Here is a 17,237-nt window from a genome sequence, read left to right on the forward strand (position 1 = left end):
ATATTGCTTCGCAATATTTTTAATTTAATTATTAAGTTTTTGATTTATAATGTCCCAATAATCAGCATTTTCTAATCCTAATCTCCATATGGCAACTCCGGCTAAATTATAGTTATTTACAAGATCTAATTTATAGCCAATGCTTGTACTATTTTCAAACCATACGCTATGATAAACACCATAATTATCAGTATAATTGAAATATGGACTTTTAGATGTTGAATCCCATTTAACTTGAACACCATTTCTGTATGCTTTATTATAAGCTTGATTTATAGTATAAGCATCTGCACTATTGCCATTTGATGCCCAATCATATGCATATGCTGCTAATCCCAACATTATCTTATCATTAGGAATAACATTAACTGAATAATTAATTACTTTTTCTACCCAACCTATAGATGCAATAGCTCCTGGTGAACCACCAGACCAATGTTCATCATAAGTCATTATCATAACTTTATCTGAAAATTTTCCAATTTCATTATAATCATATGCTCCAGTTCCTGCATCCTGAGGATTGTCCACAATTTTCGATGGAATTGATACAGTTACTTCAAATCCCTGTGGGTGCAATGTATTATATAAATCTCTTATAAATTGTGTAAATTCATCTCTGTTATAATAAAATATACCTTCTAAATCCACATTTACACCTTTATAGTTATTCTTTTTTAAAGCATCCAATATATTATTTATCAAATTTTGCCTATTTGTATCACTTTCTAATAAAGCCTTAGTTATATTTCCATTAAAAGAATTTGATATCATAGCATAAGTTGAAATTTTATTTGCATTTGCATATTCTATTTGTTCCTGAGGAACAGTACCTGTTATATTTCCAAGTCCATCCACATTATAAGTATCTGTAGCAATACCATCGATTAACCCTGAGTAACTAACCAAAGACTTATATGATAAGTCATCTCCCGAATAGTAAGAACCTGTATATGCTAGTACACTTTTTGTAGGAAATAAAATCGATTGTACAAGCTTATCAGATATAACTCCGCTGCCACCTAATACTTTAAAATAGTCTATATCATTTAATTTTGACTTAATTAAGCTTCTACCTTTAAAATAGTTTGTATTTACCAATACAATTGGTGAACTACTCTTTCCTGCAGCAGCAGAACCACATAATGCATCTGGGAAGTTTTCCCCTGAAGTTAAATATGTAGTTTTAAAATTTAAGTCCGATGAAAACTCATTTATAATAGCTATATTAGTTTCATACCTATCACTTCCATTTAACCTTTTAACATTTGATATATTTTTTATAGAACTATTACTTATAACCCCAGTACCACCCAATACATAACATTTGTTTATTACATTGCTACTTATATATTCTTTAACACTATCTGGAAGAACATTAGTATCAGTGAGAATTATAGGCATAGCTTTCATAGCCGCTATAGGTGCTATAGATAATGCATCTGGAAAATTTTCGCCATATGCCAATATAATTTCATTACTTTGTCCTAATTCTTTTGCTACTTTTATACTAGTTTCATACCTATCTTGTCCACCTATGCGAATTGTATTTATATTATTATCATTTAATTCTTTTTCAACACTAGGAAGTATAACACCTTCCCCACCTATTATTAAAACCTGTTTAGTTTTTAATCTCTTAATTTCATCAAATACTTCAGAATTCAAACTATTTCCTTTAGTTATCAAAATAGGAGCATTATATTTTTTTGCAAGCGGCACAGCACAAATAGCATCTGGGAAATCTTCCCCTGAAGCCAACACAACATATTCTGATTCATTCCAACTATCTTGTGAAACTTTTACTGCCGTTTCATATCTATCTACTCCACCAATTCTTATACTATTTGGAGCCGCAGATACCTTTGTTACTAAAACAAAAAACAAAACTATAATTGTATAAAATGCTATGGAAAATTTTTTAATTGTAATCATTTTTTCCTCCTAGTATAACTTGTATTTATCCTAATATAATTATTTATGAAATTAGATTACAATTCAATAAGTATATTTATCCTTATATTCCATGGTTTAAATTGGAGCTAGAAAGCATAACAGCTTTTATTACCTTTCCATATTAATCATTTTGCAAATTTCACGAAAAAAAATATGGCCATTACAGCCATATTTCAATATTGGTATATTTTTATTAATTATAGAATTACATTATCTTTTCCCACCTACCATATTTTCTTCTGCTGCTTTAACCATTCTTTTTACCATTTCTCCACCTACGTTACCTGAATTTTTATCATTACCAAATTGTTTTCTATTCATAACATTTTCTAATGCCATATCTTTTGCCACTTCTACTTTAAATTTATCAATCTTTCCTTCTGACGATGGTACTAATGGTTTTTTTGACATTTCAATACCTCCTCATATTCTTCATATATGTGTAGTTTGTTTTTTTTTATTTTATTATTCATTTACTAAAATAATACTTTTATGTAAGTTCTAAAAACTTAACTTAAAATTATTTAAAATCTATAGAATTCCTTGATGTTATATTTTAATCTTACAGTAGCGCGATAACTCTTTTTAAGATCATGAATCATAACTTTATCTGATATATAACATGCATCAATAAAAAGATAGTTTATTTTTGTAGAGGATACAAAATCATCTAACATATTCAGTCAGTTTATACTTTTGTTTCGCCTTTAACTTGGTAATATAATCTTAGATTATAAATCAAGTTTAATAATATAAAAACACTACAAATCAGCTGCTTTATAACTGATTTATAGTGTTTCTTTAAGCTATTTTCTAATTTTTTTCATTAACAATTACTTTCTTCTAAAAACAAGTATCTCATTAAATTCCTACACAATTGCTTTTAACATGAACCATATGACCAGTAAAGTTCATATCTAATTTCTCTTCCAATTCTTTGGATATACTTACCAATGCATTCAAATCAATGTTTGTCTCCACTTTAATTTCATTTAGCATATTTACAAGATCTTCAGTTGCTGTATTTCCAGCAGCTCCTGGTGCAAAAGGACATCCTCCTAATCCACCAATTGATGTTTCAAATACGCTTATTCCAGCCTCTATAGCTGCAAGATAATTTGCAATTCCCATTCCACGGGTATCATGCAAATGTAATCCTACAGGTATATTTTGAAACTCCTTAGAAACCTTTTGCGATAATTCATACACTTGCTTTGGATTAGCTATTCCAATAGTATCACATAAAGTTATAGTATTTATTCCTATTTTTTCTGCAGATCTAATAAGGTTAATAACCAAATCTTCACCTACTTGTCCCATAAATGGACATCCAAAAGCTGTGGCTACATCTAGTCGTATTTGTATATCTGGTAATTCAGCTCTAATATCAGCCAATCCTTCTAATGACTGTTGTACAGTACGATTTATATTAGCAAGGTTATGCTTTTCACTGGCAGATATAACATAAGTTATTTCTCTTAACCCACATCCATAAGCTTTTTTAGCACCTACTAAATTAGGAACAAGCGCAAAAGTTCTTATTTCTTTCTCATTAAGCTCATCAATTACTGCTTTTGTTACAGCTTCAGCATCTTTCATTTGAGGAATAGCCTTTGGATGTACAAAGGAAGTCATTTCCATTTCCTTTATACCAGCATCGATTAAATCTTTAATCAATTTTATTTTAACTTCTGTAGGTATCCAATTCTTTAGATTCTGTAATCCATCTCGAGGGCCTACTTCCACTACTTTAATTCTATCTCCAAATTTCATAATTATTTTCCTCCAAATACACTATTGATTATAGTATTCCCTCTTGTATCATATTTTCAATTTCTTTTTCGCTTAAACCCATAAATTCTTTGTAAAATTCTTTATTATGCTGACCTAAAACTGGTGCTGGCGTTTTAACAGATGTTTTTGTTTCTGAAAGCTTAATATGAGATCCTGTTATTTTCATTTTTCCAGCTACAGGATGCTCTACATCTACAAACATTTCTCTTACTCCTGCTATATGTGGATCTTTAACAACTCTATCAATAGTATTAATTGGAGCAACTGGAACCCCAGCTTCTAATAATATATCCACAATTTCATCTATTGTATGTTCTAGTGTCCAAGCTTCAACTATCTTTTTGACTTCTACATGACGTTTAACACGTTTTATATTTTTATCAAAATCTTCACAAGTTGCTAGTTCTGGTTTATTCATTACCTCACATACTTTTCCCCATAATTTATCATTAGCTGCTCCTATAACAACGCTGCCATCTTTAGCTCTAAATGAATCATAAGGATAGCATGATTCATAACGATTACCAATACGTTCTGGTATACGTCCTTCTACTAAATATATTTGATTTATAATTTCCATACTTGCTACTGTTGAATCAACAAGAGACACATCTACTTTTTGACCTATTCCTGTTTTATCTCTATAATGTAATGCGGCTAAAGTCCCTATTGTAACTGATAAACCTGCTAAAACATCAGACATTGCTGTACCTGTACGAGTTGGTTCTCCACCTGGTTGTCCTGTTGTACTCATTAGACCACTCATAGCTTGTCCTATTATGTCATATCCAGCACGGTTCTTATATGGTCCATAGTGTCCAAATCCTGATACACAAGCATATACAATTCCAGGATTAACCTTCTTTAATGTTTCATAACCTAATCCTAACTTTTCCATTGTTCCTGGACGATAATTTTCCATTACTATATCAGCCTTTTTAACCATTTCAAGAAAAATCTCTTTTCCACGTGAATGTTTAAGGTTAAGTGTTATACCTGTTTTGTTACGATTTAGATTCATATAATATGAACTTTCACCTTTTACAAAAGGACCAAACTGTCTGCTGTCGTCTCCTTTTTTAGGCATTTCGATTTTTATTATATCTGCTCCCATATCTGCCATCATCATAGTTGCAAATGGTCCTGCTAAAACCCTAGTCAAATCTAAAACCTTTACTCCTTGTAGTGCTCCTGTATTTATCATATATATCTCTCCTTACTATAATTTTTTAATTTATTTTATTTACTATTTATTTTTGAGGCAATTATATGCCATGGTTTATTTAAATTTTTTTATCCTATTACTCTATAGCCTCCTAAAAGTGCTATTAAAGCAATAAGTACCATGCCAACTACTGACCAGATAAATAATTCTACGAATAATTTACTTTGTTCTGCTTCACTACAATCAGTATTGGCAACGTATGCAGCTAATATCATAGCTCCCCCTGTGGAACCCGGGCTTAATGCTCCAGCTACTGATGAAGCAATGACTATAGCTGAAGTTAATTCTGTTCCTGAAACACCACCGCCAACTGTATGAGCAATTGTACCTACTGTTGGCACTAAGGTTGGAATAACTACACCTAAGGTTGAGCTAAACCAAGTCATAGCACCAGATGTTATGGCCATAATAAAAGATGACGTAGTTGGTGTCATAAATTTAGCCAAAGTTTTTGCTAATAAATCAATTCCTCCTGTAACTATAACTATGTTCATAAGAACTCCAGCACCTGTTACAAGTAGTAAAATTCCCCATGGAACAGCTTTTATACACTCTTTTTCATCCGCAACCTTTAAAGCTAAAAGCACAGCAGCTATTAAAAATGAAGTTAATCCAACATTGTACTTTAGAACTGTAACAGAAAATATCATAATAATTACGCCAATTATTGTAATTACTTGATTTTTAGTAAATTTAGGTAATTCGCTTAACTTTAAAGGATTTTCGCCTTCGGTCTTATAGCCTTTATAGTATACGTATACTAATATTGCCAAAATAATTGTTGAAATTGTCGCATTTATTAATGCAGGTGTCATAACATTTGTAATACCCTGCTTTGAAGTTATACTAGTAATAAGAATACCTTCTGGTGTAATAGCAGTCATTCTACCAGCCAAAGTACCTATTACCCCAATTGCAGATAACATTATTGGGCTAATTTTTAATATTATAGCTAGAGGTGCTGAAAACATTACTACAATAGGAATAGCTGGTACAGCTCCAGGTCCAGCTGCTGCAATGAGAAAACCTACTAAATATACTACTGCCGGAATTAGCTTAGTTCTTTTTCCAGCTAAAGCAACTGCTTTTTTGGCTATCAACTCTAAGGTTCCGTTTACCTGAACAATACTAAATAAGAAAGTTATACCAGCCAGCATTACGAAAAGAGACGAACTAAAACCAGCTATAATTTTTGTATCACTTAATCCTACTAATTTACCAACTACCATCGCTAATGCTATAGCCACTATTCCTACATTCATTTTCTTTACAAACCCTAGCACTATCGCTAGAACCAGAAAAGCTAAGGACAACAAAGCTCCATTATTCATACTATTTTTTCCTCCAAATATGTTTTTACATAGTTTAATAAGCTTAATTCGTTATTTATCATAATTCATGATTTTTTACAGGCTTATTCCCACCTCCTAAACGTTTACTCATTTCTCTTAAGAAAAAATCTCACAAGTTTATTAATAATGCTGTAAAATTCATATTAGTATGATTGTTACTATTATCACTAATAACCTAGGTATCAATTCTATCAGTTTAAATAACTTTTTTACTAGCTAGCTATGGTTTTAAAAATTTTATTTACTGACATTTATATAAATAGCAATAAGCATGCCAAAAACTTTTTAACGGTTTTTGGCATGCTTCAAGAATATCTTGTATCATTTTTGATTTTAATATTTAATTAAAATTTTCAAAAACTGCTTTACACATAAGGAGTTTGACTCAGTATCATTTTTGATAGTAAATAAAATCATTTTTGATACTCAACTTTATATCTTTCTCCAAAATGTAGCACGGCCTATTTTTAGTTCCTTAATTACTTTATCTTTATCTTGATCATATTTTAATAACATAGAATTTATAATATATTTTTCAAATTCTTTAACAGCATCTTTTAATCCATTCTTCAAATTTACTTTCACTACGATATGCTCATCCATTGCTTCTACTGTATGCATAACTTTTCTTAAGGTTTCGGCCCAGTTATGAGACTTAGTTTGTACAGCTACTAAAGCTAATCTCTCTATAATATTATTAAATTCTCTTATATTTCCCGGCCAATCATATTCAATGAGTAAAGGATTAATCTCCTTTATCACTTTATTAAAATCAATATCATAGTTCTCTGCAAACTTCTTTAATAATTTATTTGCTATTAATGAAATATCCTCTTTACGTTCTCTTAATGGTGGTAATATAATATTAAACACATTCAACCTATAATATAAATCTTGTCTAAACTCTCCTGTTTCAATCTGCTTTTCTAAGTTCTGGTTTGTAGCACTAACTATTCTTATGTCTATAGGAATAACCTTATCTCCACCTACTCTCATTATCTCCTTCTCCTGAATTACTCTAAGCAGCCTTGCTTGCAACCCTTTAGATATTTCACCTATTTCATCAAGAAAAATTGTTCCATTATGAGCTAGTTCAAAAAGCCCTTGCTTTCCTTCTTTTTTAGCTCCAGTAAATGCTCCTCCCTCATATCCAAAAAGTTCACTTTCAAGTAAATTATCAGGTATAGCTGCACAGTTAACAGCTACAAAAGGTCCATTACTACGAGTACTTGCGTTATGAATACTTTGTGCAAATAGTTCTTTTCCTGTACCTGATTCTCCTTGTATCAAAATTTCAGCATCAGTTTTGGCATATAAATCTGCAATTTTCTTTAATTCAATCATACTTTCATTAGCTGTCAGTATATCCTCAAAAAAATACTTAGCAACAAAACCTTTTTTATATATTCTTTCTCTTATTTTCTGTTCCAATTGTTGTATCTTAGTTATATCTTCAAAGGTACTTACAACACCTATTCGCTTACCGTCTACTTCAATTGGTATACGATTTGTTGCTATAGTTCCTCCATTTATATCCTGTAGTACACCAATCTCCGCCTCCCCACTCTCTAGTACATTATGCATTCTAGTGTTAGGTATTGTTTCAAATGCATCTTTTCCAAGAACCTTTTTTGATGATAAATCAAAAATTTTCTCTGCTGCTGGATTATACAGCACTATTTTATTATGTTCATTTGTTACAATAACTCCTTGCGTTATAGAATCTAGTATAACTTTAAGCCTTGCAGAACGTGCTGCCTCAATTTTACGAACTTCTGCTATATGCAAGGCTTCTTGCAATGATTGTTGAATGGCCTCTTCTCCACATTCAACGAGTACACCTCTTAATCCATATTTTTGAGCAGTTAATACTGCAGGCATACCTCCTACAACTACTTTAATCCCCTTACTCTTTATCTCATTCATAGCCTGATCTATATCTTCTTCATTCTTAAAAATATACTCATATATTTTTACATCCAAGATATCTTCTATGTTTTTAATACCAAATATGGTTTTTCCATAAGTAAATACTGATACTTCGCTTGTGATTTCTTTTGCATAATGAATGGATTTAAGCACATCAAAGGCTGTTACTGGTATAGCCACAACAGGTATATCAACTGCCTTTTTTATATAATCAGCAGTACCCCCTCTGCTTAAAAAAACATCTACTTTATTTTGTAACTTACTGGCTATGTTAGCCGCTTCATTAAGTGATGCCACTTCAATATGTGCTTTTACATTACTTTTTTCTGTTATACTTTTAAACAACTCACCCATATATTCATATGGAGTTATAAGAGTAATGTTAAAAGAAGAACCTCTAAACTCTTCCACAAATATTTCCTCCTTCTTTCACATAAATATCTATATTTTAGCAAAGCTGATCTTACCATAACTGCATGTAGTAAATTAACTCCTCACTTCTTGTTAGTAAAATTTATTTTCAATCAATTCTAAATGAATTTGTTTCATTAAATCCCCTCATTTCCCAACTCCACAATATTGCCAAAGATAGACCAATTTCTTTTTCCAATTTAATAAATGGATATTTAACACAAGATGAATTCTTATTATATTGTTTTTTACCTACAATTTTGTTTTACTTCAATTCTTCAAAAGTTTTTATAACAGCTGCTGATTAAAATTATAATAATAATAATTTTAATCGTAAAGGCGTTTTATAATCAATTTGTTAATCTCATCTCATAAATACCACTAGCAGTACCCCCAATTACTTAAAACTTTAAACAATATTTATTACACTATTGTAAACATGAAAACATTTTACCACTATTTGCGTGTTGCCTATATTAGCTTGCCCCAATATAATTGTACTTGTACTTAATACAAAAATTAATAATAAGGAGATTAATTTATGAAGATATTTAAATCTAAATTATTAGTTGCCCTATTTCTAGCTACTTCTATAATTGCTCCTACTCAAAGTGTAAATGCTGCTTCTCAACAATCTATAACTAGAAGTGAAGCAGAACAAAGAGCTTTAAATATGATTAATTTAAGTTGGAATTACTCTTCTGATAAAAATGGAGTTTTACTAGCTAACTATAATTCAAGTGTAACACAACCTAGTCAACTTAAAGATGCCGCAGCAGTTACAACTACTGGTATCCCATATAATTGGGGCGGACAAGATTCTTTGGACTCAAATTCCTATGGATCACCTTGGTCAAACTTTTTAGATGCCGTAAATAAAGGTGCTTTTACCGGAAATGTTAATACTGAAGCTGGTTTTGGATATATTTCTGGTACTGCTGGTATAGATTGTTCTGGTTTTGTACAAGCTACCTTTAATGTAAAAGATTCAAAATTGTCAACTTCATCTATGTTCGATACTTATTTTACTAAAATTAATTTAAATGATATTAAGCATATGGACATACTTGATAAACCTTATGATCATGTAGTTATTTTTGATAAATGGGGTACACAAAACGGAGTTACTGGTGCTTTTACTTACGAATCCACACCAGACCAAACTTATGGCGGCATACAAGGCACTAAAAAATATTTTATAAGTATGGATGAAATTAATAAAGGATATATTGCAGGAAGGTATGTGAATATAGTTGAAGATTCTTCTAACACTCCTCCAATCTCTAACACTACTGGCAACACTAGTAATATTCCTCATCCAGTAGATGCCGGTATATTTGCTAAAATAACAAATGTAACCACTGCAGCAAATTTTAGATCTAAAGCATCTACAGACTCATCTATTATTGGCACTATACCTAAAGACACTATTCTATATTTAATTGATTATTCAGCAGGTTGGTATCAGATAAGTTATAACGGACAAACTGGTTGGGTATGGGGTAACCTAATTACATCTATACCAAGTGGTAAATATGTTACTATAAATAAAGTTTATCAACTAAATATAAGAAATAATCCATCAACATCAGCTGATATACTTGGTTATCTAAGTCAAAATCAATATGCTGAAGTAATTAACTACTCAAATGATGGCAAATGGTTAAAAATTCGTATAAATGGAATTGAAGGCTATGCCTCTGGTGCTTATTTAAGATATATATACTAATTAACTCAACTTTCACAGTTTAAATACTTTGCGACACAACTTTTTAGGTGGAGTCCGCATTGAATATATGATGTATAAAAGCCAACCGTTCATTAAGGAGCTCTAATGCCTAAAATTTAAAAAATCTCTACCCGCTCAAATGTCCCATCCTGGGACTTTCGCGGCTTGAATCTTCCTGATTCAAATTACGAGATTTTTTAAATTTTAAACATAAGAGCTCCTAAATTCTCTCAAAAGCTTTTATACACCATATATTCAAAGCTCCCTCCATCTAAAAAGTTGTGTAGTAACTATTGTAATTCTAATATGACAAATTGCTTATAATATAGTTCTTCAGAAAAAAGCGTAGCTTTCATAATACTTATTGCTTAATTTATATATTTATACTTTTATCTATTTTTAATAATAACTTATGGCGCAGCCTGTAATAGATTACTAAATTTATAAATTATTTATTGCATTAAAAAATAAAATCATATAAACAATTAATCTCTTTCAATATATTTCTATAAAACAAGAAACAACTTGTTTTATAGAAATATATTAAGTTCCTAGCAGGCTACGCCTTAATTTTTAAGCGATTTAACTTTAATTAAATATAATTTTCACTTACTAAAAATCACCTACAACAATGTAATTAAATGCGTACACTTGAAGTTACTAGTTTGGATTTTAACTTTTATGCAGTGATATATGATAAGGGTGTCATCACATTAGCTAAATTGTTTTAGTATTATTCTTAGCTCAAAATTTTTGAAAACCTTAGAACTTTAGTCCTGTTTGAGGGAACCGAGTTTGACAAAGTTCTTAGGCTTTCAAAAATTTCGAGCTTTAGAATAATTAAAACATTTAGCCGTGATGACACCCTTATCATATATCATGGAATAAAAGTTAAAATCCAAACTTCCACTGCATCTTTACGTAGCATTATGCTCATATTAACTTCCAATTTTGTATGTTGCAAACTTGAATTGTTGCAAAATTTGACATACTCACAATCTTTAGTATAAAATTAAAAATGAGTTAGTCTCCGAGCTTATGATCCTAAGGATATTTCTACGGATTATGAGCCTGGACTATGAGTCCACAGGGTACTTTAGGAAACAAAAGTGCCTCCACGTTTTTAGGAAAGGAGATGGGTTAAAATTGTATTATATTTATTACTCATATCTCCTAAGCGAAAATTTTAAATTTAACTTGAGGAGGGAATTATAATGAAAAAAATACCTACAAAAGAAGCTGTAGGAAGCATTCTATGTCATGATATTACTCAAATCATCCCTGGGAAAATTAAAGGCAGAGCTTTTGAAAAAGGCCATATTGTTACTGAAGAAGATATCCCTGTTTTACTATCCTTAGGAAAGGATAACCTTTATGTATGGGAAAAAAAAGAAGGTTGCTTACATGAAAATGAAGCTGCAGAAAGGCTTAAAAATCTGTCAGCTGGCGAAGGTTTAACCTTTTCAGAAGTAAAGGAAGGTAAAATTACCTTTATTTCAGATAAAGATGGAATTTTAAAAATAGATATAGATCTTCTCACTCAATTAAATTCCATAGATGAAATTATGTTAGCTACAATACATAATAATACACCTGTTAAAAAAGGTGATAAAGTAGCTGGTACTAGAGTAATTCCCTTAGTTATTGATGAGAAAAAAATTTTAAAAGCTGAACATTTAGCTGAAGGTAGAAAAATTGTAAGTGTAAAACCTTATAAGAAATTTAAAGCAGCTATAGTTACTACAGGTAATGAAGTATATTATAAAAGAATAGAGGATGCTTTTGGACCTGTAGTTAGAAAAAAGTTATCTCAATTTGACTGTGAAATAATCGGCAGTACTATAGTACCAGATAATATTGAAACAATTACTGCTGCTATAGAGGATTTTATAAATAAGGGTGCAGAAATGGTTATATGCACTGGTGGTATGTCTGTTGATCCTGACGATTCAACACCTGCTGCTATTAAAAATACAGGAGCACAAATAGTAACTTATGGAGCTCCAGTACTTCCTGGTGCTATGTTCTTAATTTCATACAAAGGTGATATTCCTATTTTAGGATTGCCAGGTTGTGTTATGTATGCAAAAACAACTATATTTGATTTAGTACTTCCTAGAATATTTGCTGGTGAAAAAATAAAAAAAGAAGATGTAGTTGTTCTTGGTCACGGAGGACTTTGTTTGGAATGTAATGTATGTACCTATCCTCACTGTAGCTTTGGAAAGGGGTGTTAACTGATATTGCTTGAATTTATAGAACTAGAAGAAGCTAAAGCTATTTTGAATGCAAAAACTCCTTCTTTACCAAAAGAGGAGGTATCTCTTATGAATTGTCATGAAAGAGTTTTAGCAGAAGATATATTCTCTCGGATAAATCAACCTCCATTTAATCGTTCTCCTTTAGATGGATATGCATTTAGAGCTGAAGATTCCATACTTGCAAATAAAGATAATGGAGTTAGATTAAAAGTTATAGAAGAAATTTATGCAGGATTTTGTGCCAATAAAGAAGTAACTGAAGGTACTGCAATAAGACTAATGACGGGTGCTCCAATTCCTAAAGGAGCAAACTGTGTTATAAAACAAGAAGATACTGTTTTTAAAGATGGCTTTGTTGAGATATTTAGTAAATTTTCACCTTGGCAAAACATTTGTTTTGAAGGAGAAGATATCAAAAAAGGTCAACTAATTTTAAAAAAAGGCACTGTTTTAAAATCCAACGAAATTGGTGTACTTGCTAGCATAGGTTGTAAAAATGTATCCGTTTACCCTAAACCTAAAGTTGGTATTTTAAGTACTGGTGATGAATTATTATCAATTGAAGAACAACTAGCTCCTGGCAAAATATATAATAGTAGTTTGTATTGCCTATGCTCTAGGCTAAGGGAACTTTATTGCGAACCTATAGACATGGGTATTGCAAGTGATAATATTGATACTTTAACCGAAAAAATTAAATATGCTCTAAGTAAATCGGATATTCTTATAACTACAGGTGGAGTATCTGTAGGCAAAAAAGATTTGATAAAAGATGTTATGAAAAACTTAGGTGCAGATTTACTTTTTTGGAAAGTAGCTATAAAACCTGGTTCTCCTATATTTTGCAGCAGCTTAAATAATAAATTAGTTATTAGTCTTTCCGGAAATCCTGCTGCAGCTATAACCACCTTTGAAATTCTTGTGCATCCTATTTTAGCAGAAATTACTGGAAGACAGAGTCTTGCATTACGCAAAGTAAATGCATTACTTCAACAAGATTTTAATAAAAAAAGTAATGTTCCACGTTTTGTAAGAGGAAACTTTTCCTATACTAATGATGTTGCTGTTGTTGATATTGCAAAAGGGAATCAAGGCAATGGAATTTTAAGTTCCTCTCTAAATTCCAATTGTTTTATACAAATACCAGCTAATTCTTCACCTTTAAGTAAAGGACAAGTTGTAGAAGTAGTGCTAATATAAGAAATTTAAAGGCTATATGTGAAAATAAAAAACAACACAATATATTGACTTCTAATTAAGATTTCAATATATTGTGTTATTTTTCATGTTTTCTCTTATGGCAATCCTCGTACTGGCTTATTCATGTTAGGGTCAACCTTTCCAGTAATGGGATTAGATGTTTTTTCATTTTTAGTTTTATTATCATTCTTTCTATTTTTTTCACTTTTTTTATTCATACACAAACCTCCTTTTACCACATTATAATATCCATCACTATGTATTTTTATGTATTTTTATATTTAAACTATTTATTTACTCTAAAGAAGTCTAATATGAATTTCAAATACTCTAGAATTACAATTATAAAAATAGCTATTACAAAAAAATGATAGGCTTCTAGGGCTACCGCTTTTTTAGATGCAATAAAAATCATACAAAGTAAATTTATAATTATGGTACTTAATCCTGACTTAATAAACTTATTACTTTTTATTTTAATACTCTTGTAAATTATCATAATAATGACTATAAAAAAAGCTGCTATTAGTATGCTTTTATACATATTCATTAAACTTGAATTAAAAATGCCTTGTTCATATACTTGTTTTTTAAACACTAAATATCTTATAACTCCCATCTTTTTATCAGAGAGATATTCTAGCACTATTCCTGGAATTAAAACTATCATTTGCATAATTGTCAATATAATCTTTATCTTATTTACCATTATCTCACGTCCATTCCCATTAAACTATCAACTTCATTTTTAACTTTAAAAAAGGCAATATAAATATATCGCCTTTTTTAATATAATTTTTACTTTTTAGGTTCTCCTGTTTCTATAGGATTAGCTGGATTTCCAGTGTTTCCGCTCCATTCATTCCAACCACCATCATAAAGGGATATATTTTTCAATCCCATAACATCTGCATAAGTTAGTACTTCTGCAGCTCTCCAACCTGTTCCACAATAGAAAGCTAATCTTTGATCTGGTGTAATTCCTGATTGTTTCCACATGGCAAGTATTTCATCTTTATTTCGCATTGTATTATCTATATTTCTGTAATCCTGTAAATGACTTGCATCAGTTCCTGCATGACCCCATACTGCACCTGCAGGACGACCCTTTGGTTTTATATAATCATAACCTGAAGTTTTACCTATATATTCATCCCAGCTTCTTATATCAACTAATTTACTGTTTTGTTTATCTGCTATTATTTCTTTAGCTTGTGGTAAATCTATAATATATCCTTTATTTGAAGGAACTGCTGCTCCAAAGGATTCTACTGGAACTTTTTTATCAGATGTTTTTTCTAATGCATATCCTGCATTCTTCCAGCTAGCAGTACCACCATTTAATACTCTGACATCTTTAACACCCATATATTTTAATATTACACCAACTCTAAAGGATGGCATTGAATCAGCACCATATAGTATAACTGTAGTATTTGCTGTTATACCATTATTTTCTGCAAATTTCTTAAGTCTATCATCAGAAAGACGATTCCAAAGTGGACCTTCTTCAACTTCATCAGTATTTATGTGAACTGCTCCCTTTATATGTCCTTCCTTTAAGTAATCTGGTGATTTTGACTCATCTCCCCAGCTTACTTCAAACACTTTATATGGAGTTCCAGTATAAGTTTCTGGTTTTTTTCCATCCATTAAATCATTAACCCATGATGCTGGAACTAACATTTGATAATTTGCATAACTTTCCATTGCAAGTTTATCATCTGAAGCCCATTTCTTTACATCATATTTATATATATTTTTTATTCCATTTTTAGTTAAATATTCAGCTACTTTATCAGCATCTTTTCCATTAGCATCATATAAAACTACATTTTTTTCCGTTGTAATGCCTTTTGTCTTTAAAGTTTCCTTTAGTGTTTTATCTTTATCCTTCGCATCAACCTTTAACCAATTTGCTGAAAAATCTGTAGCTCCCTTAATATGTCCACCTTTTTTTACTCCATCTAATTTCCATCCGTTAAAAGCATCATTACTTCTTGTATCTACAATTACCCAATCGCTTTTACCAATTTTATCTTGTAAGTCCTTTGTTTCCATAGTTTTGGGTGTTGTTGAATCATTTTTTGCCGTGTTATTTCCACTAGAACACCCAGCAAGCGATAACATACCAATTGTTAAAAAAACTGCAGCTAATGAATATTTTTTTATCCTTTGCATAAAAAAACCTCCTAAGTTAATTTAATATGTAATAATTTACTTAATAAGCTTATAAATAACTCAAAAAATTATTCCGCTGTTTATTATTATATTATATTGTATCCCAAAAGTATAATAATATATTGTTATAAATTTTATTTATCTATAAGTTTAATTTATAACAAAATTATTATACTAAGATATGTTATTATAGCTTATACAATTAGTGTTATATCAGGTATTAAAAATTATACTAATTGAAAAAATCTTTAAGCAAGGTACATTTTTAAATATATTATAATCTACCTTACTTAAAGATTTATCTCAAATATTTTATTAATTAAACTTTACAAATTTCTGCATTTTCTAATGCACTATAATGCGCATATCCTCCTATATGAAGTGGTGTATCACCTATTTCTGGATCTACATGCATGCCGCCCATACATGGATAACTATGCCAAAATTTTGCTACTGTTTTTTTAGCTTCTTCTCCCAACTTTTTTCCTACAAGATGTTTTGCTATATTGTAGCCATTTCCACAAGGAGCAGAAATTATAACTTCAGCCTTTACAATAATATTATCTTTATTTACATGTAATTTAAATTTAGGTTTTCCTAATCTAAATTCATCTATAAATTTATTTATTGTCTCAAATTTTCCTTTATTTAATGTACAAAATGGCTTAGGAAAAGCATATTCCAAGCCAAGTTCTTCACATTGATTTATAACAAATTCTCTAGTCCATCTCGATACCCAATCACCGCTCTCACAAGGTACTATTAAACCCTTACCTCCACTTTTCTTTAAAATATTAGGTATCTCAGCTAATATATCCTGATGTACTCCAATAATCACTGCAATATCATGATCCTTAAACTTATCTGGCAAATATGTTAATGGTTCATCTTCAAACATTCTGTATACATCTGGTAACTTTATTATTTGAGATATGCTATCTTCAAAATTTAAATTGTATTTTTCCCTGCACCACACACACTTTTTTCCACACACAGTACAAACTTCTTTTTCATCTATTAAATTAGGTATAAATTTTGAATTTGCAAACCTAGAATCAGTTTTAATATAGAATTCATTTTCAGGTAACTTACCGCTTTTTTCTGAACATATAATCAATAATTTCATTTTATTACCTCCTAACTACAAAATAATCCAAAAAAATTTATTAGATAATATTTTATATTAATTATAATAAATA

General features: G+C 30.4%; 13 protein-coding genes and 1 riboswitch. Of the genes, 3 read left to right on the forward strand and 10 right to left on the reverse strand.

All coding sequences use genetic code 11. The annotated features are described in order from the left end of the window. Window positions 1-24: 24 nt before the first annotated feature. The 6 genes from Ccar_RS14445 to Ccar_RS14470 form a co-directional block, all read right to left on the reverse strand. Window positions 25-1,935: a cell wall-binding repeat-containing protein gene (locus Ccar_RS14445; RefSeq protein WP_007062122.1), complete on the reverse strand. Its 1,911-nt coding sequence runs from the start codon at window positions 1,933-1,935 to the stop codon at window positions 25-27. A 231-nt stretch (window positions 1,936-2,166) separates the two neighbouring features. Next, a complete protein-coding gene (locus Ccar_RS14450; protein ID WP_007062121.1) occupies window positions 2,167-2,367 on the reverse strand; it encodes an alpha/beta-type small acid-soluble spore protein in 201 nt (66 codons plus the stop codon). Between the two features lie 450 nt (window positions 2,368-2,817). Then, window positions 2,818-3,729, reverse strand: coding sequence for a hydroxymethylglutaryl-CoA lyase (locus Ccar_RS14455; protein WP_007062120.1), 912 nt, complete (start codon window positions 3,727-3,729; stop codon window positions 2,818-2,820). A gap of 28 nt (window positions 3,730-3,757) precedes the next feature. Next, on the reverse strand, window positions 3,758-4,954 hold the full coding sequence (locus tag Ccar_RS14460; protein WP_007062119.1) for a CaiB/BaiF CoA transferase family protein: 1,197 nt from the start codon (window positions 4,952-4,954) through the stop codon (window positions 3,758-3,760). A gap of 89 nt (window positions 4,955-5,043) precedes the next feature. Continuing rightward, on the reverse strand, window positions 5,044-6,306 hold the full coding sequence (locus Ccar_RS14465; protein ID WP_007062118.1) for an SLC13 family permease: 1,263 nt from the start codon (window positions 6,304-6,306) through the stop codon (window positions 5,044-5,046). Window positions 6,307-6,759: 453 nt separating this feature from the next. Then, on the reverse strand, window positions 6,760-8,667 hold the full coding sequence (locus Ccar_RS14470) for a sigma 54-interacting transcriptional regulator (protein ID WP_007062117.1): 1,908 nt from the start codon (window positions 8,665-8,667) through the stop codon (window positions 6,760-6,762). Between the two features lie 541 nt (window positions 8,668-9,208). Here Ccar_RS14470 and Ccar_RS14475 point away from each other — a divergent pair. The 3 genes from Ccar_RS14475 (at window position 9,209) to Ccar_RS14485 (ending at window position 13,857) form a co-directional block, all read left to right on the forward strand. Then, a complete protein-coding gene (locus Ccar_RS14475) occupies window positions 9,209-10,396 on the forward strand; it encodes an SH3 domain-containing protein (protein WP_007062116.1) in 1,188 nt (395 codons plus the stop codon). A gap of 1,016 nt (window positions 10,397-11,412) precedes the next feature. After that, window positions 11,413-11,547: riboswitch (molybdenum cofactor riboswitch) on the forward strand. Window positions 11,548-11,610: 63 nt separating this feature from the next. After that, window positions 11,611-12,633, forward strand: coding sequence for a molybdopterin-binding protein (locus tag Ccar_RS14480; protein WP_007064836.1), 1,023 nt, complete (start codon window positions 11,611-11,613; stop codon window positions 12,631-12,633). 6 nt (window positions 12,634-12,639) lie between these two features. Continuing rightward, a complete protein-coding gene (locus Ccar_RS14485) occupies window positions 12,640-13,857 on the forward strand; it encodes a molybdopterin molybdotransferase MoeA (RefSeq protein ID WP_007062813.1) in 1,218 nt (405 codons plus the stop codon). 95 nt (window positions 13,858-13,952) lie between these two features. Here the strand turns inward: Ccar_RS14485 and Ccar_RS27580 are convergent, their stop codons facing one another. From Ccar_RS27580 to Ccar_RS14500, 4 genes are all read right to left on the reverse strand, one after another. Further along, window positions 13,953-14,075: a hypothetical protein gene (locus tag Ccar_RS27580; RefSeq protein WP_007062812.1), complete on the reverse strand. Its 123-nt coding sequence runs from the start codon at window positions 14,073-14,075 to the stop codon at window positions 13,953-13,955. Between the two features lie 68 nt (window positions 14,076-14,143). Further along, on the reverse strand, window positions 14,144-14,566 hold the full coding sequence (locus Ccar_RS14490) for a hypothetical protein (RefSeq protein WP_007062811.1): 423 nt from the start codon (window positions 14,564-14,566) through the stop codon (window positions 14,144-14,146). 89 nt (window positions 14,567-14,655) lie between these two features. Continuing rightward, a complete protein-coding gene (locus tag Ccar_RS14495) occupies window positions 14,656-16,038 on the reverse strand; it encodes a sulfurtransferase (RefSeq protein ID WP_007062810.1) in 1,383 nt (460 codons plus the stop codon). 319 nt (window positions 16,039-16,357) lie between these two features. Then, the gene (locus Ccar_RS14500) at window positions 16,358-17,164 is read right to left on the reverse strand and encodes a DUF166 domain-containing protein (RefSeq protein WP_007062809.1); all 807 of its coding nucleotides are present in this window, start codon (window positions 17,162-17,164) and stop codon (window positions 16,358-16,360) included. Window positions 17,165-17,237: the final 73 nt, after the last annotated feature.

Source organism: Clostridium carboxidivorans P7, from assembly GCF_001038625.1.
Lineage (GTDB): Bacteria > Bacillota > Clostridia > Clostridiales > Clostridiaceae > Clostridium_AM > Clostridium_AM carboxidivorans.